Annotated in this window: 23 protein-coding genes; 13 read left to right on the top strand and 10 right to left on the bottom strand. The window is 66.9% G+C overall.

Features of this window, described 5'->3' with window-relative positions:
• The first annotated feature begins 85 nt into the window (after positions 1-85).
• The gene (locus QZ471_RS00880) at positions 86-340 is read left to right on the top strand and encodes a YkgJ family cysteine cluster protein (protein WP_295460393.1); all 255 of its coding nucleotides are present in this window, start codon (positions 86-88) and stop codon (positions 338-340) included.
• Positions 341-391: 51 nt separating this feature from the next.
• A complete protein-coding gene (locus tag QZ471_RS00885; RefSeq protein ID WP_295460394.1) occupies positions 392-991 on the top strand; it encodes an START domain-containing protein in 600 nt (199 codons plus the stop codon).
• Between the two features lie 167 nt (positions 992-1,158).
• Here the strand turns inward: QZ471_RS00885 and msrQ are convergent, their stop codons facing one another.
• Both msrQ and msrP read right to left on the bottom strand, forming a co-directional pair.
• Positions 1,159-1,770, bottom strand: coding sequence for a protein-methionine-sulfoxide reductase heme-binding subunit MsrQ (msrQ, locus tag QZ471_RS00890; RefSeq protein WP_295460395.1), 612 nt, complete (start codon positions 1,768-1,770; stop codon positions 1,159-1,161).
• Positions 1,770-2,780 (bottom strand): protein-methionine-sulfoxide reductase catalytic subunit MsrP, encoded by a 1,011-nt coding sequence (msrP, locus tag QZ471_RS00895; RefSeq protein ID WP_295460396.1) that lies wholly within the window; start codon positions 2,778-2,780, stop codon positions 1,770-1,772. The genes msrQ and msrP overlap by 1 nt, the downstream gene beginning before the upstream one ends.
• Positions 2,781-2,991: 211 nt before the next feature.
• Here msrP and QZ471_RS00900 point away from each other — a divergent pair, with 211 nt between their 5' ends.
• Entirely contained in the window at positions 2,992-4,689 is a 1,698-nt protein-coding gene (locus QZ471_RS00900) for a dihydroxyacetone kinase family protein (protein ID WP_295460397.1), read from the top strand.
• Between the two features lie 237 nt (positions 4,690-4,926).
• Positions 4,927-6,189: a cytochrome P450 gene (locus QZ471_RS00905; RefSeq protein ID WP_295460398.1), complete on the top strand. Its 1,263-nt coding sequence runs from the start codon at positions 4,927-4,929 to the stop codon at positions 6,187-6,189.
• Between the two features lie 10 nt (positions 6,190-6,199).
• Here QZ471_RS00905 and QZ471_RS00910 read toward each other — a convergent pair whose 3' ends face one another.
• The 4 genes from QZ471_RS00910 to speB form a co-directional block, all read right to left on the bottom strand.
• Positions 6,200-7,804, bottom strand: coding sequence for a 5-guanidino-2-oxopentanoate decarboxylase (locus QZ471_RS00910; RefSeq protein WP_295460399.1), 1,605 nt, complete (start codon positions 7,802-7,804; stop codon positions 6,200-6,202).
• 24 nt (positions 7,805-7,828) lie between these two features.
• A complete protein-coding gene (locus QZ471_RS00915; protein ID WP_295460400.1) occupies positions 7,829-9,208 on the bottom strand; it encodes a sodium:solute symporter in 1,380 nt (459 codons plus the stop codon).
• A 62-nt stretch (positions 9,209-9,270) separates the two neighbouring features.
• Positions 9,271-10,773, bottom strand: coding sequence for a cytosine permease (locus QZ471_RS00920; RefSeq protein WP_295460401.1), 1,503 nt, complete (start codon positions 10,771-10,773; stop codon positions 9,271-9,273).
• A 182-nt stretch (positions 10,774-10,955) separates the two neighbouring features.
• Complete coding sequence (gene speB, locus QZ471_RS00925) at positions 10,956-11,906, bottom strand: agmatinase (protein WP_295460402.1); 951 nt, start codon at positions 11,904-11,906, stop codon at positions 10,956-10,958.
• 136 nt (positions 11,907-12,042) lie between these two features.
• On the opposite strand from speB, the gene QZ471_RS00930 reads away from it, so the two are divergent.
• From QZ471_RS00930 to QZ471_RS00945, 4 genes are all read left to right on the top strand, one after another.
• A complete protein-coding gene (locus tag QZ471_RS00930; RefSeq protein ID WP_295460404.1) occupies positions 12,043-12,942 on the top strand; it encodes a LysR family transcriptional regulator in 900 nt (299 codons plus the stop codon).
• 109 nt (positions 12,943-13,051) lie between these two features.
• A complete protein-coding gene (locus QZ471_RS00935) occupies positions 13,052-14,617 on the top strand; it encodes a PAS domain-containing methyl-accepting chemotaxis protein (protein ID WP_295460405.1) in 1,566 nt (521 codons plus the stop codon).
• 62 nt (positions 14,618-14,679) lie between these two features.
• Positions 14,680-15,291: a tRNA-uridine aminocarboxypropyltransferase gene (locus QZ471_RS00940; RefSeq protein ID WP_295460406.1), complete on the top strand. Its 612-nt coding sequence runs from the start codon at positions 14,680-14,682 to the stop codon at positions 15,289-15,291.
• A gap of 57 nt (positions 15,292-15,348) precedes the next feature.
• Positions 15,349-15,525: a hypothetical protein gene (locus tag QZ471_RS00945; RefSeq protein ID WP_295460407.1), complete on the top strand. Its 177-nt coding sequence runs from the start codon at positions 15,349-15,351 to the stop codon at positions 15,523-15,525.
• A 70-nt stretch (positions 15,526-15,595) separates the two neighbouring features.
• On the opposite strand, the gene QZ471_RS00950 is transcribed toward QZ471_RS00945, so the two are convergent.
• Both QZ471_RS00950 and QZ471_RS00955 read right to left on the bottom strand, forming a co-directional pair.
• Complete coding sequence (locus QZ471_RS00950) at positions 15,596-15,994, bottom strand: YbaN family protein (RefSeq protein WP_295460408.1); 399 nt, start codon at positions 15,992-15,994, stop codon at positions 15,596-15,598.
• A gap of 3 nt (positions 15,995-15,997) precedes the next feature.
• Complete coding sequence (locus QZ471_RS00955; RefSeq protein WP_295460410.1) at positions 15,998-16,582, bottom strand: YecA family protein; 585 nt, start codon at positions 16,580-16,582, stop codon at positions 15,998-16,000.
• A gap of 162 nt (positions 16,583-16,744) precedes the next feature.
• On the opposite strand from QZ471_RS00955, the gene recQ reads away from it, so the two are divergent.
• The 3 genes from recQ to QZ471_RS00970 all read left to right on the top strand — a co-directional run bounded on the left by recQ (position 16,745) and on the right by QZ471_RS00970 (position 21,798).
• On the top strand, positions 16,745-18,883 hold the full coding sequence (recQ, locus tag QZ471_RS00960; protein ID WP_295460411.1) for a DNA helicase RecQ: 2,139 nt from the start codon (positions 16,745-16,747) through the stop codon (positions 18,881-18,883).
• A 73-nt stretch (positions 18,884-18,956) separates the two neighbouring features.
• Entirely contained in the window at positions 18,957-19,391 is a 435-nt protein-coding gene (locus QZ471_RS00965; RefSeq protein WP_017641756.1) for a MarR family transcriptional regulator, read from the top strand.
• Between the two features lie 238 nt (positions 19,392-19,629).
• Positions 19,630-21,798: a FimV/HubP family polar landmark protein gene (locus tag QZ471_RS00970; RefSeq protein ID WP_295460412.1), complete on the top strand. Its 2,169-nt coding sequence runs from the start codon at positions 19,630-19,632 to the stop codon at positions 21,796-21,798.
• Positions 21,799-21,903: 105 nt separating this feature from the next.
• On the opposite strand, the gene QZ471_RS00975 is transcribed toward QZ471_RS00970, so the two are convergent.
• Positions 21,904-24,102 carry a patatin-like phospholipase family protein gene (locus QZ471_RS00975; RefSeq protein ID WP_295460413.1) on the bottom strand — a complete coding sequence of 733 codons (2,199 nt, stop codon included), beginning with the start codon at positions 24,100-24,102 and terminating at the stop codon, positions 21,904-21,906.
• 70 nt (positions 24,103-24,172) lie between these two features.
• Here QZ471_RS00975 and QZ471_RS00980 point away from each other — a divergent pair, with 70 nt between their 5' ends.
• Positions 24,173-24,496, top strand: coding sequence for a SelT/SelW/SelH family protein (locus tag QZ471_RS00980; protein ID WP_295460414.1), 324 nt, complete (start codon positions 24,173-24,175; stop codon positions 24,494-24,496).
• A gap of 2 nt (positions 24,497-24,498) precedes the next feature.
• On the opposite strand, the gene cspD is transcribed toward QZ471_RS00980, so the two are convergent.
• On the bottom strand, positions 24,499-24,774 hold the full coding sequence (cspD, locus tag QZ471_RS00985) for a cold shock domain-containing protein CspD (RefSeq protein ID WP_295460415.1): 276 nt from the start codon (positions 24,772-24,774) through the stop codon (positions 24,499-24,501).
• A gap of 222 nt (positions 24,775-24,996) precedes the next feature.
• Between cspD and clpS the strand changes: the two genes are divergently transcribed.
• Positions 24,997-25,353, top strand: a complete 357-nt coding sequence (gene clpS, locus QZ471_RS00990) for an ATP-dependent Clp protease adapter ClpS (RefSeq protein WP_295460416.1) — start codon at positions 24,997-24,999, stop codon at positions 25,351-25,353.
• The last annotated feature ends 9 nt before the right edge of the window (positions 25,354-25,362 follow it).

Below are 25,362 nucleotides of genomic sequence, written 5' to 3' on the forward strand. Positions count from 1 at the left end.
TCGATAGTGACATCTGGTCACGATTCGCTTGTGAGACCCCCGCCTTGCTCTTAAGCTTGAGGCCTCTTTCCTGCGAGTTCCGCCCATGGAGTGCCGTCCGGGTTGTGGCGCCTGTTGCATCGCGCCATCGATCTCCTCACCGCTGCCACGCATGCCCCAGGGCAAGCCCTCCGGTGTGCGCTGTGCCCATCTGGACGCCACCAACCGTTGCGATCTCTTCGGCTCGCCGCTACGCCCCGCCGTGTGCGGCGGCTTCCAGGCCGAGCTGGCCTTCTGCGGGAACAGCAGTGCCGAGGCCATGGCCATCCTCCTGCGCCTCGAGGGTGAAACCGCCGCCTGATTCCGATTGCCCCTCACGCTCTCCGACAACCACAACAACAAGGGACGTCCCATGCACCAGTCGCTTCGCTCCATCCTCGCCCTGACCCTGCTCGCAGCCACCGGCCTGGCCCAGGCCGAGGACTGGCAGCTCGCCAAGCAGGAAGACGGTATCCAGGTCTACACCCGCGCCGTGCCCGGCTCAAAGTACAAGGCCTATCGCGGCGTGGTCCAGATCAAGGCCGATCCGGCCACCATCGCCAAGTTGCAGGACGACCCGGTGGGCTCGTGCAAATGGATCTTCCGCTGCCAGTCGCTGCAGGTGCTCAAGCGCCAGGACAACCAGGCCTGGACCTACATGCGCATCGACATGCCCTGGCCGGTGACCGCCCGCGACGTGGTGCTGCATGTGACCGAGCAGAAGACTCCTGATGGCGGCTTCACCCGTATTCTCGAAGGCCAGCCCGACTACCGCCCCGCCGCCGACGGCTATGTGCGGGTGGCGAGCTTCCAGGGCCAGTGGCGCGTGGTGCCGAAGAACGGTGGCTCGGAAGTGACCTACGAGGCCCAGAGCGAACCGGGCGGCAGCGTGCCGTCCTGGCTGGCCAACAGCTTCGTGGTGGATGCGCCGCTCAATACCCTGAAAGGCCTACGCCAGGCCGCGCAGCGCTAAGCCAGTCCTAGGACGGCGCGGGCCGGGCTCAGTGGCGTTCGGCCCGCGCTAATACCACCCCGGTAGGGGCCGGCGTTCCGCTCATGGTGGCTTGGCCTCCGTTCCGGTAATACCACCCCTGTGATTGCGGGTGGTAGGTTGTCACTCCCTACCTAGCGGCCGGTCGATCAAGGCGCCGGGGTAGTCGCCCTATGACTACGCTGCCGCCGGCGCCAGCCGTCCACCACCCGGAAGGCCAGCAGCGCAGCGCCTATGGCGGCATAGATCGCCCATTCTTCCAGATCCGAGCGCACGATCCAGAGGTAGTGCAGCAGGCCCAGGCCGAGCACCAGGTAGGCCAGTCGATGCAGCTCCTTCCAGCGCTTGCCCAGCCGCCGCATGGCCGGTCTATTGGAGGTGACGGCCAGCGCCAGCAGGATCAGCAGCGCTGCGGCGCCGACGATGATGTAGGGGCGGCGCTGCAATTCCACCCCCAGCTGCGACAGGTCGAAGCCCAGCACGAAGGCCAGGTAGCCGAGGAAATGCAGCAGGGCGTAGGTGAAGGTCCAGAGCCCGAGCTGGCGACGGATCACTGGCCAGAGTTTCCAGCGGGTGAGGCGCGACAGCGGCGTAAGGCTCAGCGTCAGCAACAGCAGCACCAGGGCGCCGGTACCGAGGTTGTCCACCAGCGCCTTGCCCGGGTCCGGGCCGAGGGCGAAGATCCACGCTTGGTACAGCCACCACAGCGGCGGGCAGAGCGCAGCGACGAATACCGCGCCGCGCCAGAGCAACAAGCCCATCAGTAATTTCTCCGCAGATCCATGCCAGCGTAGAGCGAGGCCACTTCCTCGCCATAGCCATTGAACATCAGCGTCGGCCGTACGTTGGGGCTGAACAGGCCGCTCGGCAGGCGCCGCTCCCGGGCCTGGCTCCAGCGCGGGTGATCGACTTCCGGATTGACGTTGGCATAGAAGCCGTACTCATTGGGCGCCATGCCCTGCCAGGTGGTGCGCGGCTGCTCTTCTACCAGGCTGATGCGGACGATGGACTTGATGCCCTTGAAGCCGTACTTCCAGGGCACGATCAGGCGCAGCGGCGCGCCATTCTGGTTGGGCAGCACCCGCCCGTACATGCCCACCGTCATCAGCGTCAGCGGATGCATGGCTTCGTCCAGGCGCAGGCCTTCCACATAGGGCCAGTCCAGCAAGGCAAAGCTGGAGTTCATGCCGGGCATGTGCTTCGGGTCCTTGAGTGTCTCGAACCTCACGTAGCGCGCCTTGCCGTTCGGTTCGACGCGCTTGAGCAGGCTGGCCAGCGGAAAGCCGAGCCAGGGGATGACCATCGACCAGGCCTCGACGCACCTCATGCGGTAGATGCGCTCTTCCAGGGTGTCGGGGCCGAACAGGTCCTCCAGGCCATAGGTACCGGGCTTGCCGACCTCGCCGTCCACCACCACGCTCCAGGGCTGGGTGGGCAACTGGGCGGCATGGGCGGCGGGATCGCTCTTGTCCGGGCCGAATTCGTAGAAGTTGTTGTAGTGGGTGGCGTCCTTGAACGGGGTGATGTCCTCGCCCTTGACCGTGGCCGCCTGCCAGCGGGTGTCCGGCAGCTTGCGCTCGAACCAGTCCGGGCCCTTGGCGGCCTCGACGTCGCGGTAGGTGGACGCGGCCGCCAGTGCCCAGCCGGGCAGGGCGGCGCCGGCCAGCAGGGCGCCGCTGGCACCGAGCAACTGGCGACGAGAAAGATAAACGGCTTCGGGCGTGATCTCCGACGCACGACAGGCGGAGCGCGGAACGATCTTGATCGGCATGTGAACCTCGACAGGGGCAGCGCGCACCGCGGCGCGGTGAACGATCAGCGTGAGACATCCCGGTCACGAAAAGCTTCCACGCGCTGACGATAGCCTGCCGCGTCGGTCCGGCGAAAGGCCGTCGCGCTTTGACGAGTGCCGCCCTGGCGTTCGCCGGGCAGGTCAGGGACCCCGTGCCATACTGCAGAACCCTCGCCCTCAGGAGTGCCCGATGAAGAAGCTGATCAACAGCCCCACCGCGGTGGTGCGTGAATTGCTCGAAGGTCTGGTTAGCCTCGATCCCGGCTTGGCCTTGCTAGCCGACGAACAGGTGATCCTGCGGCAGCCGCTGGCCGCAGCGGGCGATCGCCCGGTGGCGGTGATCTCCGGTGGGGGCAGCGGTCACGAACCGGCCCATGCCGGCTACGTGGGCGAGGGGATGCTGACCGCCGCGGTGGCCGGTGACGTCTTCACCTCGCCCAGCGTGGACGCGGTCCTGGCGGCCATCCGTGCGGCCGCTGGTCCCGCCGGGGCATTGCTGGTGGTGAAGAACTATACCGGCGACCGCCTCAACTTCGGCCTCGCCGCCGAACTGGCCCGCAGCGAAGGCATTCCCGTGGAGACGGTGCTGGTGGCCGATGACGCCGCCCTGCGCCATACCGTGGCCCCTGAGAAGCGGCGGGGCATCGCGGGCACCGTGCTGATCCACAAGCTCGCAGGCGCTGCGGCGGCTGCGGGCCTGCCGCTGGCCGAGGTGGCCGGTCTGGCCCGGGCGGCAAGTGCCGAACTGCGCAGCATGGGTGTGGCGCTTGGCGCCTGCACCGTGCCGGCGGTAGGACATCCGGGCTTCGCGCTGGCGGACGACGAGGTGGAATGGGGCCTGGGTATCCATGGCGAGCAGGGCGTCGAACGCGGTCCCTGGCTGGGCGCCGATGCCACCGTGGCGCGGCTGCTGGATACCCTGATCGAAGACGGCGGCTATCCCGCGGGCACCCGCCTGGCGCTGTTGGTCAATGGCCTGGGTGCCACGCCACCACTGGAGCTCGCCCTGGTGGCGCGGGCGGCGTTGATCGAGCTGCGACGACGTGGGCTGGTGGTGGAGCGGGCCTGGACCGGCACCTTCCTCAGCGCCCTGGACATGCCCGGCTGCTCGCTGTCGTTGCTGCCGGTGGACGAGGACCGCTTGGCCTGGCTGGATGCTCCGACCCGGGCGCGGGCCTGGCCCGGCGACGGTCGACTGCCGGCCACGCCCGGCCGGTTGCCCGCGCCTCAGGCGCCGAGCGAGGCGGCGACCGGGGCACCGGGGCCCCTGGCGGAGTCCTTGCACAGGGCGGCGACGGCGGTGATCGCCAGTCTGCTGGCCAATGAAGCGCGCCTGACCGAACTGGATAGCCGCGCGGGCGATGGCGACCTGGGCACCAGCCTGGCCCGCGGCGCCGAGGCCATCAAGGCATTACCGGCCTCGGCCTGGTACACCCCGGCGACGGCCCTGGCGGCCATGGGCCAGGCGCTGCGGCGGGCCATCGGCGGCAGTTCCGGGCCCTTCTATGCCTGCGCCCTGGTCCGCGCTGCTCAGGTGCTGGAAGGAGTGGAACGGCCCACCCTGGCCCAGTGGGCCGAGGCCTTCGAGCAGGGTGTCCAGGCCCTGGCCGAACTGGGCGGTGCCCAGCCGGGACAGCGCACCATGCTCGATGCACTGAGACCCGCCGCGGATGCCTTGCACGCGGCCGCGCACGCTGGTTCGCCACCCGCACAGGCCTTCGCCGCGGCGCTCGCTGCTGCCCGGAAGGGCGCCGAGGCTACCGCCGATATGGCCCCGGCCCAGGGGCGTGCCAGCTACCTGGGCAACCGAGCGCTGGGCATTCCCGACGGCGGTGCGGTGGCCGTGGTGTGCTGGCTGGAGGCGCTGGAGCCGGTGATCGCCGCCTAGGTTCTATACGAAAGGTGCTGCGCGCTCAGCGGAGGACGCTCAAAGGCAGGGACCATACCGGTGAAAAGTAGCTGGCCGCCGTGGTGAGCGAGCCCGGATGGACCGGCCACGTCAGCCAGCCGCGTTCGAGCGCAGCGGGTGCGGCGTGGCCCCAGGAAAAAGCCAGCGCAGCGGTGGCACCGGCGCCGCTTGCAGGCAGTCCACCGGCAGGACTCCCATCCTTTCTGGAGACCGCCGATGTCCATCCTGCCGCGGATGCCGGCCTTCGATTCGAGCCTGGCGCTGCTCTCCGAGGGCTATGCCTTCATCAGCAACCGTTGCGAGCGCCTGGGGCGCGATGTCTTCGCTACCCGGCTGCTCCTGCAGCCCACGCTCTGCCTGCGCGGCGCGGCGGCTGTGGAGCTGTTCTATCGCGAAGAGCGTTTCAGCCGGGTGGACGCTGCGCCCTGGCAGCTACGCAAGACCCTGTTCGGTGACGGCGGCGTCCAGGGGCTGGATGGCGCTGCCCATCGCCAGCGCAAGACGCTGTTCATCGAGATCACTCGCCCGGCACGCGTCGAGGCGCTGATCGCCCGGGTGGAGCAGGAGTGGCGTAGCCGCCTGCGGCTCTGGCAGGCGCGTGACCAGATCATCCTGCTGGACGAGCTGCATCGGCTCTATGCGCGTGCCGTGTGCGACTGGGCCGGCGTTCGTCTCGCCGAGGACGAGGAAGGGCGGCGTTGTGCCGAGCTGGTCGCGCTGATCGAGGGGGCGGGCAGCGTCGGTCTGGCTCATCTTGCCGCCCGCCGGGCACGGCGCCGGCTGGAGTTCTGGCTGGGCGGGCAGATCGAGCAGGCGCGCGAGCAACCGCCCCCGGCCGGCAGCGCCCTGGAGCTGGTCGCCGCGCACCGGGACGGCGACGGTGTCCTGCTTTCGCCCCGGGTGGCCGCGGTGGAGCTGCTCAATGTGTTGCGGCCGACGGTGGCCGTGGCGCGCTTTTCCACCTTTGCCGCCCTGGCGCTGTACAAACAACCGGCCTGGCGTGAACGGCTGAGAGCCGATCCCGCCGCCCGGGTGCCCTTCGCCCAGGAGGTACGACGCTTCTATGCCTTCTTTCCCTTCACCGCGGCCCGGGTGCGGGAGACCTTCGAATGGCAGGGCGTCACCTTTCCCCGCGGTACGCGGGTCTTGCTGGATCTCTATGGCACCAACCGCGATCCGCGCAGCTGGGAGCGTCCCGAGGTGTTCGATCCCATGCGCTTTCTCGCGGAACAGGAACCGGAGGCCGCCTTCGTACCTCAGGGCGGCGGCGACGTCGTGCTGGGGCATCGCTGTCCCGGTGAAGGCATCGCCCTGGAGCTCATGAGCTCCGCCCTGCGCCTGCTGCTCCAGGACATGACCTACCAGGTGCCGACTCAGGACCTGCGCATCGACCTGGCACGGATGCCCATGCGCCCCGCCAGTGGCCTGATCCTGAGCCAGGTCCAGCAGGTACAGCGGACTCGCAGTCCGGTCAGCTAGGCCGAGTCCGTCAGGCCGGGGCGAAGGGCGGTTCCTCGCGGATCTCGATCAGCAGCGGCCGGTCGTCCGGCGCCTCGGTAAGCAGCGCCTGCAGGTGATCCAGGTCGCGGGCGCGCTCGGCGATGCAGCCGAAGGCCTGCGCCAGAGCGAGGAAATCCGGGGTGACCAGATCGACGCCCAGCGGGGTGATGTCCCGGCGCTCCATGTAGCGGCGGATTTCGCCATAGCCGTGGTTGTTCCACAGCAGTATGACGATGCCCAGGCGCGCCTCTACGGCGCTCGCCAGCTCGCTCAGGGTGAACAGCAGGCCGCCGTCGCCCACCAGGCACACCACCGGGCGCGTCGGCTCGGCCAGGCGGGCACCCAGGGCGGCCGGCAGGCCATAGCCCAGGGTGCCGTAGCCGGTGGAGGCATTGAACCAGCGCCGTGGCCCGTCCAGCTCCACCAGGTGGTTGCCGGCATAGACGGTCTGGGTCGAGTCGCCCACGTAGCGGGCGTCGGGCAGGGCGGTTCGCACGCGGTCGAACAACGCGCGGAAGTGCGTCCAGCCGGCCAGTTCGGCCGCCAGGGCCGCCTGGGCCTGGGCGGTGCGTTGGGCACCGGGACTTAGCGGGTCGAGCGTACGGGCCGGCAGGCGCGCGAGCAGGCCGCGCAGCGCGGCCCGGGCATCGCCCACCAGGCCCAGCCAGGGCTGGTGGTTGGTCACCAGCATCCGCGGGTCCAGGTCGATGCGGATCAGATCGCCGGTCAGGCGGAAGCCGCCGTCGAAGACCACGTCGTAGTCGGTCTCGCCTAGTTCGGTACCCACCGCCAGGATGACATCCGCCTCGCGCGCCAGCGCGCGTACCGGTGGCAGCGCCTGGTTGCTGCCCAGCGCCAGGGGATGGTGGGGTGGCAGCAGGCCCTTGGCATTGATGGTGGTGGCGGTAGGGGCGTCCAGGGCCGCGGCCAGGTCGCGTACCTCGGCGGCTGCATCCTGGCAGCCGCCCCCGATCAGCAACAGCGGGCGCTCGGCGCTGCGCAGGCGTTCGGCGGCGCGGTCGAGCAGGGTGGCGGCCGGTTCCGCTCGCGCCAGCGTGGGCTTGGGCAGCAGCCGCAGGTGCTGCGCCGGTGCAGTGATGATGTCCAGCGGCAATTCCAGATGGACCGGCCGCGGCCGCTCGCCTTCGAACACCGCGAAGGCTCGGGCCAGCACCCCAGGCAGGCTGTCCACGTCCAGCAGGGTGTGACTGAAGGCGGTCACCCCGGCGGTCAGGCTGCGCTGGTTGGGCAATTCATGGAGATAGCCGGCGCCATGGCCGAGGCGGGCACGTTCGTTGACGCTGGAGATCACCAGCATGGGCACCGAATCGGCGTAGGCCTGGGCCATGGCGGTGAGGCTATTGGTCAGCCCCGGTCCGCTGATGACGAAGCATACCCCTGGGCGACCGCTAGCACGGGCGTACCCGTCGGCCATGAAGCCGGCGCCCTGTTCGTGGCGTGGGGTGATGTGACGGATGCCGCTGCCGGGCAGGCCGCGGTAGAGCTCCACGGTGTGCACCCCGGGAATGCCGAACACGGTATCTACGCCCCAGGCGGCCAGTTGGCGGACCAGGTATTCGCCACAGGTGGTCATGGGTTCGGTCTCCTTCGACGTCGATCAGGCGGGCCGGGCGGCCGCGCAGGCTCTGGGGGTGAGCAGGCTCACCAGGACGAAGCTGGCCAGGCTCAGCCCCAGGCTGAAATAGATGGGGGTATTGGCTTCCAGGCCATCCTTGAGCATGAAGACGATGGCCGCAACGGATCCCAACAGCATGCTCGCCAGGGCGCCGGCGGTGGTGGCCCGGCGCCAGAGGATGGCGCCCAGCAGCGGTACCAGGATGCCACCGACCAGCAGGTTGTAGGCCAGGGTGAGGGCACCGATCACGTCGTTCACCAACAGCGCGATGGCCAGTACGGCGAGGCCGGTGAGTCCGGTGAACAGCCGGGCCATGCCCAGGCTCGAGGCCTTGCCGCCCCGTAGCCGGGGCAACAGGTCTTCGGTCAGGGTGGTCGAGGCGGCCAACAGACCGGCGCTGGCGGTGGACATCATGGCAGCCAGGGCGGCGGCGATCACCAGGCCGCGGATACCGTCCGGCAAGGCGGCGCGGACGATGGCGGCGAAGGCGTTGTTGGCGTCGGCGAGATCGGGCAGCAGGATGCGTGCACACATGCCGATCAGAGCGCCGACCAGGCCATAGAGCACGCAGTAGATGCCGGCGAGGCTACCGGCCACTCGCGCCACCCGCTCGCTACGCGCGGTGAAGACGCGCTGCCAGATGTCCTGGCCGATGAGGATGCCGAAGAAGTAGATCAGGAAGTAGGTGAGGATGGTGTCGTAGCCGATGGTGGTCAGGGCGAAGGCGCTGGCCGGCAGCTTGGCCACCAGGGCGTCCCAGCCGCCGACCCGGGTCAGACAGAGCGGCAGCAGGACGAACATCAGGCCTACCGTCTTGATGACGAATTGGACGATGTCGGTCAGCGTCAGCGACCACATGCCGCCGATGCTGGAATAGACCACCACCACGCCACCGCCAAGCAGGATGGCGCTCCAGAAGGGCAATTCGAACAGCACCTGGATCACGGTGCCGATGGCCAGGGTCGAGACCACGCTGATCATCAACGCGTAGACGAACATGATGGCGGCGCTGGCCTGGCGCGCCAGCGGCGTGTAGCGCCGTTCCAGCACCTGGGTCACGGTGAAGATGCGCAGCTTGAGCAGCGGCTTGGCGAGGAACAGGTTGAGCACCAGGATGCCGCCGCCGAGCATGGCGCACAGCCAGAAGCCCGACAGGCCGTGGACATAGCCCAGGCGTACGGTGCCCACGGTGGCCGCACCGCCCAGCACCGTGGCCGCCATGGTACCCAGATAGCAGGCCGGACCGAGATTGCGGCCGGCGACGAGGAACTCTTCCTGGTTGCGGGCGCGACGCATGCCGTACCAGCCGAGCAGGAGCATGGCCAGGGCATAGGCCAGGACGACGGAAATATCCAGGATCATCGAAGGGATCTCTTGTAGGTGTGAGGAGCCGGCTCGGCCGGCCCCGATTGGGCTGGGCGTGCTCAGGCGATGCCGGCGCGCTCCAGCGGATGATCGGCGACCCGCCGTGGCCGCCGCGCTCCGGCGGGGCCGTAGACGCTGGCGGGCTCGGGGAAGGCGAGCAGCAGTGCCAGGTAGAGCAGGGCGGCGCTGCCCAGGCTCAGGGGCAGGCTCAGGTCGATGCCGCCGGCCAGCTCTCCCAACGGCCCGACGAACTGGCCGGGCAGGTTGACGAAGGCCAGGCCGAGCAGGGCGCTGGGAATCCAGGCGCCCATACCGCGCCAATTCCAGCCGTGGTGGAACCAGTAGCGCCCGCCGCGCTCGCCGCGGGTGAACACCTGGAGGTCGTCCGGGCAGTAGAAGCCGCGGCGCACCAGCAGGCCAAGAATCATGATCACCATCCAGGGCGTGGTGCAGGTCACGATCAGCACGGCGAAGGTCGATACGCTCTGCACCAGGTTGAAAGCGAAGCGCCCGATGAAGATGAAGGCGATGGCCGCCAGGCCGATCAGCAGGGTCGCCCGCACCCGGGTCAGCAGTCGCGGCAGCACGCTGGAGAGATCCAGGCCGGTGCCGTAGAGCGCCGTGGTCCCGGTGGAGAGGCCGCCAATCACCGCCAGCAGGCACACCGGCAGGAAGTACCAGGTCGGTGCTATGGCCAGCAGGCCACCGACGTAGTTGTTCTGGGCGATGTAGTCGGGGGCGCGCACCGCCACCAGGGAGGCGGTGGCCAGGCCGAACAGGAAGGGGATCAGGGTGGCCGCCTGGGCGGCGATCACCGCCAGCAGGATGCGTCCACGCGGCGTCTGCCGCGGGATATAGCGCGACCAGTCACCCAGGAAGGCACCAAAGGACACCGGGTTGCTCATGGCCACCAGGGCGGCGCCGACGAAGGCTGCCCAGAAACCCGGCTGGCCCAGTTGCAGGCTGCCGGCATAGGCGGCGTCGAAGCCCCCGGCGAAGGCCGGAATGCCCAGCAGGAACAGCAGGCTGGCGCTGACCACCGCGATCTTATTGACCCACAGCATGAAGCGGAAGCCATAGAGGCAGACCGTCAGCACCAGCACGGCGAACAGGCCGTAGGCCAGGCCCAGGCTCAGGGCGTTCTCCGGCAGTCCGACCAGACGCTGGGCACCACCGACCAGAGCATCACCGGAACTCCACACCGACAGCGAGAAGAAGGCGATGGCGGTGAGCAGCGACAGGAAGGAGCCGACGATACGGCCGTGCACGCCGAAATGGGCGCCGGACGAGACCGCGTTGTTGGTGCCGTTGAGGGCGCCGAACAAGCCCATGGGGGCCAGGATCAGCGCACCGCAGGCGACCCCGGCGACGATGGCCAGCACCCCGGCCTGGAACGACAGCCCGAACAGGATCGGAAAGCTCCCCAGTACCGCTGTGGCGAAGGTATTGGCGCCGCCGAAGATCAGGCGGAACAGGTCGAAGGGAGTGGCGCTACGTTCGTGGTCCGGAATCTGCTCGACCCCGAAGGTTTCGACACGGGTGATGCCGTCATGATGGTCCATGGATGACGCCTCGACACGGTTATACGCAGGCCAGGGCCGCGCTCTTGTTGTCGACGGACCGGGCGGTCCATCGGGGTGTTCGGCAGTGAAAGGACAGCGGGTGGGCGACCGTCATGGCGGGTCGCCTCACCTGGGTGCCTGCGCGACGTCCGCTCGCGAGACGTCGCGCAGGCTTTCCGGACTCAGCGGTAGGCCACCCCCGGCAGCACGCAGAGCATCTCGTAGAGCAGGTTGGCACCGAGCAGGGCGGTGTTGCCGGTGGTGTCGTAGGGCGGCGAGACTTCTACCAGATCGCAGCCCACCAGATCGAGGCCGCGGCAGCCGCGGATGATCTCCAGCGCCTGGATGGTGGTCAGGCCGCCGATCTCCGGGGTGCCGGTGCCGGGCGCCCAGGCGGGATCTATGCTGTCGATGTCGTAGGACAGATACACCGGCCCGCCCCCGACCCGTTCGCGAACCTCGGCCATCAGCGGCGCCAGCGATTTATGCCAGCACTCTTCCGCCTGCACCACGCGGAAGCCCTGCTGGCGGCACCAGTCGAAGTCGTCGGCGGCGTAGCCCTGGGCCCGCAGGCCGATCTGCACCACCCGGTCGCAGTCCAGCAGATCCTCCTCCACGGCGCGGCGGAAGGTGGTGCCATGGGCGATCTTCTCGCCGAACATGTGCTCATTGACGTCGGCGTGGGCATCCACGTGCACCAGCCCGACCTTGCCGTACTTCTTCTTCAGGGCCCGCAGGATGGGCAGCGTCAGGGTATGGTCGCCGCCCAGGGTAAGGGGGATGACGTCGTGCTCGAGCACCCGGTCGTAGTGCTCCTCGATCAGGCGCACCGTATCCAGCAGGTTGAAGGTGTTGATGGCCACGTCACCCAGGTCGGCGACGCTCAGGGAATCGAAGGGCGCGGCGCCCGTGGCCATGTTGTACGGGCGGATCATCACCGACTCGCTGCGGATCTGCCGCGGACCGAAACGGGTGCCCGAGCGCAGCGAGGTGCCGATGTCCAAGGGAATGCCGATGAAGGCGGCGTCCAGGCCGGCAGGCGAGGCCAGGTGGGGCAGCCGCAGCATGCTGGCGATGCCCCCGAAGCGGGGCATCTCGTTGCCGCCCAGCGGCTGGTGCAGGGTCTTTTCCACGGGACATCCTCTTGGTTCTGATGCCCCGATTGTGCAAAGCCCCTGGCAGGCGAAGAATCGCCAGGGGCAAAAAATCACTTCAGAAATTTCTGAACCAATGGCTAGACTGCCGGGCCGTACCTGCCCGGAGTCCGCCATGGCCAACGCCCTCCACGATATCCGCCTGCTGAAGCTGTTCGCCTGCGTGGTGCGCCACCAGGGTTTCGCTGCGGCCCAGCAGGAACTGAATCTCTCCACCTCGGCCATCAGCACCTACATGAGCCAACTGGAAGGGCAACTCGGCGTCACCCTCTGCCATCGCGGCCGGGGCGGCTTCGCCCTCACCAGCAAGGGCGAGCTGTTCCACCAGGAAACCCTGCGCATCCTCGGCGAGATCGAAGGCTTCGAGCGCTACGCCACCACCCTGAAGGGCGAGCTCAGCGGAACCCTCAACCTGGGGGTGCTCGATTCCCTGTCCAGCGAGCCGGCGTTGCCCTTGGCCGACGTCATCGGCAGCTATACCCACGACTATCCCGGCGTGCATCTGCACCTGGCGGTGACCAGTCCCTACGAACTGCAGCTGGGCGTGCTGGAGGGACGCCTGGACCTGGCCGTGGGCGCCTTCTCCGCGCGCATGAATGGCGTGGTTTACCAGCCGCTCTATCGCGAGCAGCACTGGCTCTACTGCAGCGATCGCCATCCGCTGTTCCAGGAACGGCGTGTGCCCGCCGAGATCATCACCCGCCAGCGCATGGTGCGCCGCGGCTACTGGAGCCAGGCCGAACTCGCCCGCCATGGCTTCAAGGAAAGCGCCGCCACCGTGGAAAGCATGGAGGCCCAACTGATCCTCATCCTCTCCGGCGCCTACATCGGTTACCTGCCGGAGCACTATGTCCACGCCTGGGTCGACCAGGGCCGCCTCAAGGCACTGCAGCCCGCCACCTTCGGCTACCAGGCGCCGTTCTCGCTGATCACCCGCCGGGGTAGGGGAAAGGAGCCGCTCATCCAGAGTTTTCAGCGAATTCTTAAAGCCCAGATGCAGAACGCCGATAGTTAGTCTGACGATAGCCAAGCGGTGATCGTCATCACTCGTGCAGGTAATCCGCCGCTATTGAAACGGCCGATTCCGCACGGAGTAGATCATCAGACAAATAAGGCACCCCGCGATGCGCACGAATTTGCCGGTCACCCAGCAAGGCCGAACCTTCAAGGAAGAAGAGCGACTCATCTCCACCACCGACTTGCAAGGCAACATCACCTACTGCAACGAGGCGTTCATCGCCATCAGTGGCTATACGCGTGAGGAGTTGATCGGCAGTCCGCACAACCTGGTACGCCACCCCGACATGCCGCCGCCGGTGTTCGGCCACATGTGGGCCACCCTCAAGGAAGGCAAGCCGTGGATGGGGATTGTCAAGAATCGCTGCAAGAACGGCGACTTCTACTGGGTTAGCGCCTACGTGACGCCGATTCTCGAGCATGGCCGGGTGATCGGCTACGAATCCGTCCGCTCGCTGCCCAGCGCCGACGAGGTACGTCGCGCCGGTGAGCTCTATGCACGGATCAACGCGGGCAAGGCGCCCGTACCCTTGGCCCGACGTCTGGGTAGCGCAGTCGCGGCCTGCTGGTCGACCATAGCTGCGACCGGCGTCATCCTGGGCGGACACTTCCTGCTCGACGACACTACCCAGGCGGTGCTCATCGTCGCCGCCCTGCTGGGCATCAGCGCCCACCAGCTGTATCGCCAGCGGGCCAGCATCGAGCGCATCCTCGCCGATCATCCCAAGATGTTCTCCAGCGACGTCGTCGCCCCGACCTACAGCGACCAGGTCGGCGCCCCGGCCCGACTCGACCTGGCCCTGCACAGCGAAGCCGCTCGATTGCAAACCGCCTTGACCCGGCTGGCCGACGTCGGCGACAGCGTGCGCCTGAAGGCCCGAGAATCCTCGCAGCTGGCGCAGTCCGAAGCCCAGTTGCTGGAGCAGCAGCGCCACGAGACCGACCAGTCCGCCGCCGCCATCACCCAGATGACCTCCACCATCCACGAGGTTTCGCAGAACGTCCAGGAAACCGCCCAGGCGGCCTCCAATGCCGAGAGCCTGGTGCTCTCCGGCCGGGACAAGGCCGAGGAAAGCCTCAATTCCATGCGTGAATTGGGCACCGCCGTCAGCGACATCGGCCAGGCCGTAGGCGAACTGGCCAACTCGACCCAGAGCATCGGCAGCGTCGCCGACGTCATCACCGCCATCGCCGAGCAGACCAACCTGCTGGCGCTGAACGCGGCCATCGAGGCCGCACGGGCAGGTGAGGCCGGGCGCGGGTTCGCCGTGGTGGCCGACGAGGTCCGCTCCCTGGCGTCCCGCACCCGGGAATCCACCGAGCAGATCCACCAGATCATCGCCAATCTGCAGGCCAACGCTGACCGCGCCGTCGCCACCGCCAGCCGCGGCGAAGAGACCTCGCGCCAGAGCGAGCGCCACTCCGCCGCCGTGCGCGAGTCCCTGGAAGGCATCAGCGAATCGGTTAGCCGCATCACCGCCATGAGCCAGCAGATGGCGACCGCCGTGGAAGAACAGAGCCACGTCTCGGAAGACATCAATCGCCAGATCAGCCGCATCGCGGAATTGTCCGACCACAGCTCGACCCAGGCCTTGCGCGGGTCGGAGCTCAGCCGCGAACTCGAGGGCATGGCCGACTACCTGCACGACCTCACCGCGCGCTTCAATCGCTGATTCGGCGGTTAGACGGTGGCGATCCGGTATGATCGTCGCCGTCTCTCGCCCCGGAAACCCCGATGTCCCGTCCCGCCTGCGCCCGCTGCCAGCGCCCCATGCCGCTGTGCCTCTGCGCGCTGATCCCCCGCTTGCCAAGCCGCACCCGGGTGCTATTGCTGCAGCACCCCAGCGAGCGGCGCCATCCGCTCAATACCGCGCGGCTGGCCGCGCTAGGGCTGGTCAACGCCCGACTGGAGATCGGCGAGGAATTTCCGGAGCTGCCGCTCTGGCTGGAAGGGAAGGAGGCTCGCCTGTTGTTCCCGGGGCCGGAGGCGATCCGCCTAGATCTATTGCCTCCGTCCACCGAGACGTGCTCGCCGCGCCTGCTGGTGGTCCCCGACGGCACCTGGCGCAAGGCGCGCCTGCTGCTGCACGTCAATCCGGCCCTGGCGGCGTTGCCGAGGGTGACACTGCCGCCTGGCCCACCGTCCCGCTATCGCGTCCGCAAGGCACCTGCGGCTGATGCCGTCTCGACGATCGAGGCGGTGGTGGCGGCGTTGAACATCCTGGACGCCCCGGCACGCTTCGAGGCGTTACTGACTCCCTTCGAGGCCCTCATCGACGGCCAGATCGCGGCCATGGGCGCGGAAACCTTTGCACGCAATCACGGCGCGCCAGAGCAGGACACCTAGGGAATTCGGCGGCGGTCCCGCCACTCTACCTAGAGTAGCCCGCAGAGGAGTCTCGCCATGCCCCGCGTCCCCGTCCGCCAGGACCTCGAATTCGCACCCCTTTCGATCTTCGCCATGCCCCGTGCCGGCGGAGAACCGGACCAGCCCGATCCAGCCCCCATCCAGCCCGGCGAGCCGGGCGAACCCACCATTCCCGACCAACCGCCGCCCACCCCCATGGCGGACGCCGCCTAGCGGTTTCCTGGCCGGCAAAGAGAAGGGGCGATCAGCGCTGATCGCCCCTTCTTTTTTATCTGATCGATCATCAGCGCCGCGTCTTCTGCCTCAGCAGATAGACGGTGACGGCGGCGCAACTGGTGAAGGCAGCCACCCGCGCCCAGACGTACGGCACCAGCCAGCAGGAAAAGCCCACGCTGATCCACATGGCGACGATGGCGTAGACCTTGCCCTTGAGCGGGATGCCTTCGCCTTCGAGATAGGGTTTCACCCAGGGGCCGAGCCATTTGTGGTTGATCAACCACAGATAGAAACGCTCTGAGCTGCGCATGAAACAGGCCGCGGCCAGCAACAGGAAGGGCGTGGTGGGCAGCAACGGCAAGAAGGCGCCGATGATGCCCAGGGCGACGCTCAGCCAGCCGGCGCCCAGCAGCAAGTAGCGAACCCAGCCCTTCTTCTGGCGGGGCCTGGACGTAGCCTCTTCCATCGCTCAGTGACGCGGCTTGAGCAGCGCCGGCTTTTCTTCCGGGGAATGGCAGAGCAGGAACAGCTGGGTCAGCAGTTCCGGGATCTGCACCATCATGTCGGCGACCAGGCGGCGGTCCTGGGCGATCTCGGCGAATTCGGGTTGTTCGTCGAACAGACCCGAACCGACCATGATCGGCAGCAGCAACTCGCTGACTTCGTCTTCCGCGTCTTCGAACCACACGGCCTCGCGGAGGAACACCCCTTCCATGAAGCCGATGCACCAGCCGCGCAGCTCGGAGTCGTCCGGCTCGGGGCCGAGGTCCAGCTCGCAGGGCAGATCGAGTTCCTCATCGCTGCCGAGGATACGCAGGATATGCGCCTTGAGCTGCACCAGGGCCTGCTCGATGTCCTCCTGTTGGGCGGCATCGCGATACTGCGGCGGCTCGGCGAAGAGGGCGTCGATCCACTCCTGCTCGGGTACCTCTTCCGGGCAGATGGACAGGGCGGTCAGGTAGCCATGGGCGGCTACGTAGTCGAGCGCTTCTTCGTGCAGATCGTCTGCATCGAGAAAATCGCGCAGACGGGTCAATTGTTCGGCGAAGGACATCGGCTACTTACCTCGGAAAGGATTCGAAAGGGCGGAACGGCGGGAATTGTAGACGAGCGCCAGGGTGACGTCGAACGCGTCGGCACCTGGTCGGCCGACGGAAAAGGCCAGCCGCAGCGAGCCCGGCATCCGTATAATGCCCGTTCCATTCGAGGAGGTTTCATGTCAGAACCCGCGCTGCGCATCCTAAAAGACGTCTTCGGCTACGATGCCTTCCGGGGCAACCAGGCCCGGATCATCGAGCGCGTGGCGAACGGTGGCGATGCGCTGGTGCTGATGCCCACCGGCGGTGGCAAGTCCCTCTGCTACCAGGTGCCAGCCTTGCTGCGACCCGGTGTGGCCGTGGTGGTCTCGCCGCTGATCGCCCTGATGGACGACCAGGTCGCTACCCTCCTGGAACTCGGGGTGTCAGCGACCGCACTCAACTCCACCATGACCGGCGAACAGCAGAGATCCGTCGCCGCGCAGCTGGAGAGGGGCGAAATCAAGCTGCTCTATCTCGCGCCGGAACGCCTGGTCCAGCCGCGCATGCTGGACTTCCTCAAGCGCCTGCCGATCGCCCTGTTCGCCATCGACGAGGCCCACTGCGTCTCCCAGTGGGGCCATGACTTCCGCCCGGAATACATGCAGCTCGGGCAACTGGCCGAACACTTCCCCGGGGTGCCGCGCCTGGCGCTCACCGCCACCGCCGATTCCCGTACCCGCGAGGAAATGGCCACCCGGCTGCACCTGGAGCAGGCCGAGCGCTTTCTCTCCAGCTTCGATCGTCCCAACATCTTCTACCGCATCGTGCCCAAGGAGGCGCCGCGCAAGCAGCTGCTGGCCTTTCTCGCCGAACGGCGCGGCGATGCCGGCATCGTCTACTGCATGTCGCGCAAGAAGGTGGAGGAGGTCGCCGAGCAACTCAGCGCCCAGGGCTTCCCGGCCTTGCCCTATCACGCCGGTCTGCCCAACGAGGTGCGCGCCGCCAACCAGAAGCGCTTCCTTAACGAGGAAGGGCTGATCATGGTCGCCACCATCGCCTTCGGCATGGGCATCGACAAGCCGAACGTCCGCTTCGTCGCCCACCTCGACCTGCCCAAGAGCCTGGAGGCCTACTACCAGGAAACCGGTCGCGCCGGTCGTGACGGCCTGCCGGCCGATGCCTGGATGGCCTACGGTCTGCAGGACGTGCTGCTGTTGCGGCAGATGATGCAGAGTTCCGAGGGCGACGAGCGACACAAGCGCATCGAGCGCCACAAGCTCGAAGCCATGCTGGCGCTCTGCGAGGAAACCCGCTGCCGCCGCCAGGTACTGCTGGCCTATTTCGACGAACATCTGCCCCAGCCTTGCGGCCATTGCGACAACTGCATCGATACCGTCGAGACCTGGGACGCCACCGAACCCGCGCGCCAGGCGTTGTCGGCCATCTACCGCAGCGGTCAGCGCTATGGGGTAGGGCACCTGGTCGACATCCTGCTCGGTCGCGAGACCGAGAAAATCACCAGCCTTGGCCATCAGCGCCTGGCCGTGTTCGGCCTGGGCAAGGCGCGTGGCGAAGACGAATGGCGCACCCTGTTCCGCCAATTGGTCGCCCGTGGCCTGGCCGAGGTGGATGTCGACGGCTTCGGCGGCCTGCGCCTGACCGAGAGCTGCCGCCCGCTGCTGCGTGGCGAGGTCAGCATCCAATTGCGCCGTGATCCCAAGCCCCAGCGCGGCCGGGGTAGCAGCAGCGGCTCTTCCGCCAGCGCCGCCAGCCAACTGGTACGCGCCGACGAGCGCGAGCTATGGGAGGCATTGCGGACGCTCCGGCGCAAGCTGGCCGAAGAGCATTCGGTCCCGCCCTACGTCATCTTCCCCGACGCCACCCTGCTGGAGATGCTGCGGAGCCAGCCGCGCTCCCTCGACGAGATGAGCCGGGTGAGCGGTGTCGGTGCGCGCAAGCTCGAACGCTACGGTCAGGCCTTCCTCGATGCCCTGACGGGCGGCACTGCCGCGCCGGCGCCAGTGGTCGACGTCCGTCACGAGGTCCTGACCCTGGTGCGCGCCGGCATGACGCCCGAGCAGGCCGCGCGTCAACTCAATTGCTCGGAAAAGAATGTCTATGCACTATTGGCCGAAGCCATCGCCCAGCAGCAGATCGCTCTGGAACAAGCCTTGGACCTGCCTGAAGACTTGCTCGCGGAAATCCAGGATGCCTTCCTTGAAGACGAGGGCGAATTGCCGCTCGTAGCCCAGGTCGCCACCCGCTTCCAGGGACGGGTAGCGGTCGGCGCGCTCTACTGTGTGCGGGCCGCGCTGCAGGCGGAATTGGCCGACTAGCGAGGCGCGCCGGTTGCCCCGGCGTGCCTTCAACCAGAATAATGAGAAAATCCAAGTACAAGGTTTAGCCTGAATGACTACCGATCCACACCTGTTCGGCCGCCAGATCTTCCATGTCTCCCGTGCTTGGCGGGCAGAGCTCGACCGTCGTCTGAGTCACCTGGGGCTGTCCCAGGCGCGCTGGCAGGTGTTGCTGAACCTGGCGCGGATGAAAGGCGTCCAGCCGACCCAACGAGAGCTGGCCCAGAGCATCAGCATCGAGGGGCCGACCCTGGCGCGTCTGCTCGACGGTCTGGAGAAACAAGGCCTGGTAAAGCGGCTGGCGGTCACTGAAGACCGCCGTGCCAAGCGCATCATGTTGACCCAGGAGGCCGGTCCGCTGATCGAGAAGATCGAGACCATCGCCGAAGCCCTGCGCAAGGAATTGCTCAGTGGCCTGGACGACGAAGAGATCGCCATTTGCCAGCAGGTACACCAGCGCGTGCTCGCCAACCTGGAGCGCGGCTGACCGCCGCTCGGCGGCACGCCAAGCCTCCGCGCAACCGCTTATCCCATCCGCCGGTGCGGGACAGGGCGTCTGGCACCGGGTCTGACGCGCTACCCCGGGCAGGACGTCATTTTTCGTTCACGACCGGTGGTTTGCCGTCTGTCGGTATCGATGCTACGTTCCAGCGTAGCGGGGGCGATTTTTGTGAGCCACCGCGCTAAAACACCGGTTTCCTCGAATACCTGACGCAGCGGTATCCATGGTCGCGAAACGCCGTCCCCTTGCCTTGTTCACCCTGTCGGCCGCGATGCTGACCACTACTCCTCAAGCGGCTCTGGCGCTCGGTCTCGGTGGTATCACCCTGCAGTCTTCGCTCAACGAACCCCTGCGCGCACGGATCGAGCTGGTCAACATCGGCGATGCCGAGCCCGGAGACTTCCATATCCATCTGGCGCCCAACGATGCCTTCGCTCGCGCCGGTGTCGATCGTACCCAGTTCATGGACGATCTGGTCTTCACCCCCCACCTGCGTACCGCGGCCGGTAGCTATATCGAGGTCACCTCGCGGCGCTCGTTGATCGAACCCTATCTGGGCTTCATCGTTCAGCTGGAGCAACCCGGCGGCAAGCAGTTGCGCGAATTCACCCTGCTGGTCGATCCGCCGCGCAGTGGCGGTGCGCCCACCAGCGTGGCCAGCACCGCACCGGCCCGCGCCGCTGCGCCGACCCGCAATCCGGCGCAGTCTACCAAGCCGACGCCGCCGAAGACCCCGGCCGCGCCCCAGCCATCCGGGCTCGCGCCTACGCCTGGCCTCACCGCTGGTGCCGGGATCTATCAGACCCGTCCCAGGGACACCCTCTGGAGCATCGCCAAGCGGCTGGGACCCATGGCCAATCGTTCGGCCGAGCAATTGATGGCCGATCTGTTCGCCCTCAACCCCGCATCCTTTTCCAACAACGATCCGCGGCGGCTCAAGGCCGGCCAGACCCTGCGCCTGCCGGCTGGCGTCAGCGAGCCCGCAGCCGAGCAACCCGTTGCGGCCAAGGCCGCACCCAGACCCGCTCCTGCCCCGGTGGCAACGCCGCCACTGGCGGCCGCGCCGGTCGCCAGCGTGCCTCAGCCTGCCTCAGCTCCGCCCGCGGCACCCGCACCGGCCACCAGCGAGCCCAGCGCTGCCGCAGCTGCGCCCCCGCCTGCCGGAACCGGCGAAGATGCCAAGCCGCTACTCGTCACCCAGGACCTGGGCCGTCAGGTAGGGGATCTGGAAGGCCAGCTCAACCAGCTGCAGTCGCGCTACGACACCCTGCTGGAGCAGAAGGAAGCGCTCATCGCCCAGCTGCAGCAGGAGCGCGATGGCCTGCAACAGCAGCTCAAGCAGGCGCGTTCGGTCGCCCTGGTGCCGGCGGTCCCAGCCGCCGCGCCCGTCTCGTCCGCGGCGCCGCCGGCCCAGGCGACCGCCACTGCGCCTGCGGTGGTGGGTACTGCCGAAGACGAGGGGCTGTTTTCCCTGCGCTCCCTGGTGCTGGGGGGTTCCGCGGCCGTTCTGGCGTTAGCGGGCGTGCTCTGGTGGCGCCGTCGACGCACCGAAGAAGTCGTGGTAGTCGCCGAGGAGGAGGACGCCCAACCTGCCGAGCCGCTTCCTGCGCCGGTACTGGTGGCGACCCAGGCCGACTCCCTGCGACCCAAGGTCGCCGCCGCCACGCCGCCGGCACCGGTCGACGACCACGCCGGGCGCGCGGAGATCTATATCGCCTACGGCCGCTACGGTCAGGCACGGGAGGTGCTGGAAAGCGGTCTCGCCGAAGACGAGCGCCGCCAGGATCTGCGCCTGCTGCTGCTACGCGTGCTCGCCACCCTGGGCGAGGCCCAGGCGTTCAACCAGCACGAACAGCGCTTCCTCGCCCTCGGCGGGGCAGCGGCCAGTCTCGCCGTCCTCCATGCTCAGTTTCCCGGAATGTCCGCCTCGCCAGTGGAGGAACTCGAGGACGACGACCTGGAACTACCCGACTTCGATGCCCCGGCTAACGAATGGTCCGCCGAATTGCAGTTCCAGGAGCCGGCGCAACCGGCACCGGTGAGCGAGGAACACTACGATCTGGATCTGGCCGATCTGAGCCTGGACGAGGCCATCGCCCTCACCGAGGAGCTGGATGCCGATTCCGGCTGGAAGCCGGTCGGCGCCACCGACGTGGTGGTGCAGGACGATTTTCCCGAAGGCCTGGGCGAATTGCCGGCGGTCTTCGAGCTGGACCTGAGTCTCGACGAGCACTTCATGGCCGACGACATCGCCCGTCGCTTCGCCGAAGCGGAAGCTTGCCTCGATCAGGGCAACGTCCACCAGGCGGCCTCGCTGTTGCAGGAAATCGTCAGCGAGGGCACCGACAGCCAGCGCGAGCGCGCCGAGATCCTCTTGTCGCGCCTCGCCTGAGAGGCTCGCTAGCCCCGCAGGGGTATCCGAACGTCCCTCGACCGCTTGGCGTGAAATACGCGCGCGCCAAGCGGTCGCTTGCGTGTGCGGATCGGTAGGTCCGGCTCAGAAGCTGTTGCCCAGGTTGATATAGAAGGCGTGCTCGCCTTGATCGCTCAGGCCATAGGTGAACTTGAGCGGTCCCAGCGGCGTGTCCAGACCGAGGAACAGGCTGGCGGCGCTGATGTTGCCGCTGTCGTAGTCGTCGTCTCTGTTCCAGATCCGTCCCTGCTCCAGGCTGCCACCCAGGTAGACCGGAGTGTCCAGCGGAAACAGCGAGCGCTGGGTGAGCTGGTGATAGTAGACGAGACGGGCGAGGCCGTAGTTCTGCCCCGAGAGCGCGTCCTGCCGGTAGCCGGAAAGCTGCCAGGCGCCACCCAGCAGGAAGCTGCTGGTCACCACGTTGGTATCGCTGTCGGTCGAAAGGGTGCGACCCAGGCCGCCGCCGAGGACGAAGGTATCGTAGCCATAACTGAAGGCCTTGTTCAGATGCAGGTCCAGCTGACGGTAGCGGGAGTCCGAGCCCAGGGTGGGGTCGAACTGCTTGAGCGTCAGTGCCAGCTCCAGGCCTTCGCGAGGGAAGTTCAGGTCGTCCAGGTCGTCGAAGGAATAACGCAGCTCGTAGAAGCCCTCGGTGAAGGTTTCCTCCGGCGTTTCCCGCGGTCCGACATGGACCTTGGTGCTGCCCCAGTCGTGGCCGATGCCGAAGCGCACCTCGGCCTTGTTGCCGATCTGACGGCCCAGGTTCAAGCCGAAGCCATAACGTTCGCGGCGGTACTCGGCGATAGGGCTATTGCCCTCCAGTTGCTCGATGTTGCGTGCCTCGCCGCCGATGTAGGGGGCGATGAAATAGCGTGAGCCCACGTCGAGGGGCTGATAGAACTCGCTGTAGAGTTCCTGGTGATCGCCGATCTGCATCCGCGTCAGCCATTCGCCGCCCAGGCGGTTCAGACCGTTGATGCGGTAGCTGGCGCCGAAGTTGAAGGTACTGTCGCCGCGCAGGTCGTCGGATAGGTTGAGGCCAAGTCGCAGGAAGTCCGTGCCGCTGCGTTTGCCCCGGGCGGAGATCACCAGCACGTTGTCACCCGGACCGTCGCGGCGCACCCGGTATTCCACCTGGTCGAAGTAGTCCAGGCCGTAGAGGGTGCTCATGTCGTCCTGCAGGCGGTCGACGTTCAGGGGTTCGCCCAGGCGCTGCCGGATGTACTGGCGGATCACCTCGTCCTCCACCTTGGAGTCGTTCTCGATGCGAATGGCGTCGATGACTGGCGTGCGACTGTCGGGCAGGCGGGACGCTGCTACCGCCGAGGCGCGCCCGTCCCGCGGTTCCCGGCGCAGGGTGGCCAGTTCGCCGGCCATGGCCATGGTGGCGCGATAGCCCGCATCGATCAGCGCCCGCACCTCCGAGAAGTCGGCGCTGGTATAGCTCGCCAGTGGTGGCTGGATGAGCAGATCGCCCTTGCCCAGGGTGGCCAGCTGGGCCTCGGAATTGTTGCGGGTCATCAGGGTGGTGGATTGGTTGAGCACGTCCAGTACCGTGGTCAGGTCCTTGCGCTTGAGCAGGGGGGTACCGATGTCCACCACCACGACCCGTTGCGCGCCCATGGCGCGTGCCACATCGATGGGAATGTTATCGACCATGCCGCCATCCACCAGCAGGCGCCCGTCGATCTCCACCGGAGCGAATACCGCCGGGATCGACATGCTGGCGCGAATGGCGCGCGGCAGATGGCCATGGTCGAAGACCACCTTCTCACCGGTGGTGATATCGGTCGCCACGGCGCGGAAGGGGATGGCCAACTGGTTGAAATCCCGGGTATCGCTGGTATGGACGAACAACTTTTCCAGCATCATTCCGAGGTTCTGGCCCTGGAGTACCCCGATGGGCAGGCCCAGGGTGCCGTCGTCGCGGAAGCTGAGCTTCTGCTTCACCAGGAAGTCGCGGTCATCCTGCTTGCGCCGGAACGGCACGTCCTTGCGCGGCGGCTGGTCCGACAGGACCTGCGCCCAGTCCATCTCCAGGGCGATGCGCTCCAGCTCCTCGGCGCTGTAGCCGGCGGCATAGAGGCCGCCAATCACCGCGCCCATGCTGGTACCCGCGATGGCGTCGACCTGGATGCCTTGTTCTTCCAGGGCCTTGAGCACGCCGATGTGCGCCAGACCCCGCGCCGCGCCGCCGGACAGCACCAGGCCCACCTTGGGCGGCTCGGCACTCCAACACAGGGCGGGCAGGAGAAAACAGGCTACCAGCAGCAACAGTCGCATAGGTCGGACCACATGGCGGACGGGATCGAGGGCTGCGTATTATAGGGAGCCAAGGTTTCAGGGGTGCACCGTGATCGACGTCAAACCCATCATCACCATCCAGTACTGCACCCAGTGCCAGTGGCTGCTCCGTTCCGGTTGGCTGGCTCAGGAACTGCTGAGCACCTTCGGTACCGACTTGGGTGGCGTCACCCTGCTGCCGGGTAGCGGAGGCGTGTTCGAGATCGCCTGCGGCGATGAGCTGCTCTGGGAGCGCAAGAGGGATGGCGGCTTTCCGGACGCCCGCACGTTGAAGAACCTGGTCCGGGACCGGCTGTTCCCGGAGCGCGATCTGGGGCACGGCGAAGGAAGGCGGGAAGAGCAGGGAGGGGATGGCGCCCCCGGAGGGGCGTGAGATCAGGCTTCCGTACTGATCGTGTCGCGCACGTCGACGGTGCCGGTGGTAGGTGTGGGGGCGGCCACGCTCACCTCTGCCGGACGTATCTCGACGGCATGCAAGCCCTTGGGCCCCTGGACGATGTTGAAGTTGACCGCCTGGCCCGCCTTCAGTGTGCGGTAACCGTCCATTTGAATGGCCGAGTAATGAGCGAATAGGTCTTCATCACTGTTTTCTGCAACGATGAAGCCATATCCTTTGGCGTTGTTGAACCATTTGACCTTGCCACTGAGCATACCGGCTCCCTCTGCAAAGGACTCCAAGCCTGGAGTATCATTCGACTACAGTTCCAGTGAATCCACACAGGCGCCACTACGACGGAACCCTTGGTACCCCGTCGGGTACAGGATGTTTGTAACACCCTTTCAGTCTTAGTCAAGGTAAGGCAACGGGTGGCTGAGACGTGGATCAAGCTCTTTTTTTCCTGCTATTCATCCCGTAATTCGGAATCGATCAGAATGCGTGCAATCGACCCCATCCGACTGGCGGCGGACGACAACGATCAACAGGACAGCGACCAAGGTGGCCTGGCGGTGCAGGAGGCAAAACCTGCATTAAAACGGCCAGCCAGATATCGCGTTCTGATGTATAACGATGACTACACCCCCATGGAATTCGTCGTCGAGGTGTTGGAACGCTACTTCAGCATGAACCGCGAAGCGGCTACCCAGGTGATGCTTACCGTGCATACTCAGGGAAAGGCGGTCTGCGGAACATTTACTCGTGACGTAGCTGAAACCAAGGCCATGCAAGTCAATCAATATGCGAGGGAGTGCAACCACCCGCTGCTGTGCGAAATCGAAATCGAAAGTTGATCTGTGCTG

Source organism: uncultured Pseudomonas sp. (genome assembly GCF_913774235.1).
In the GTDB taxonomy this organism is placed as follows: domain Bacteria; phylum Pseudomonadota; class Gammaproteobacteria; order Pseudomonadales; family Pseudomonadaceae; genus Chryseomonas.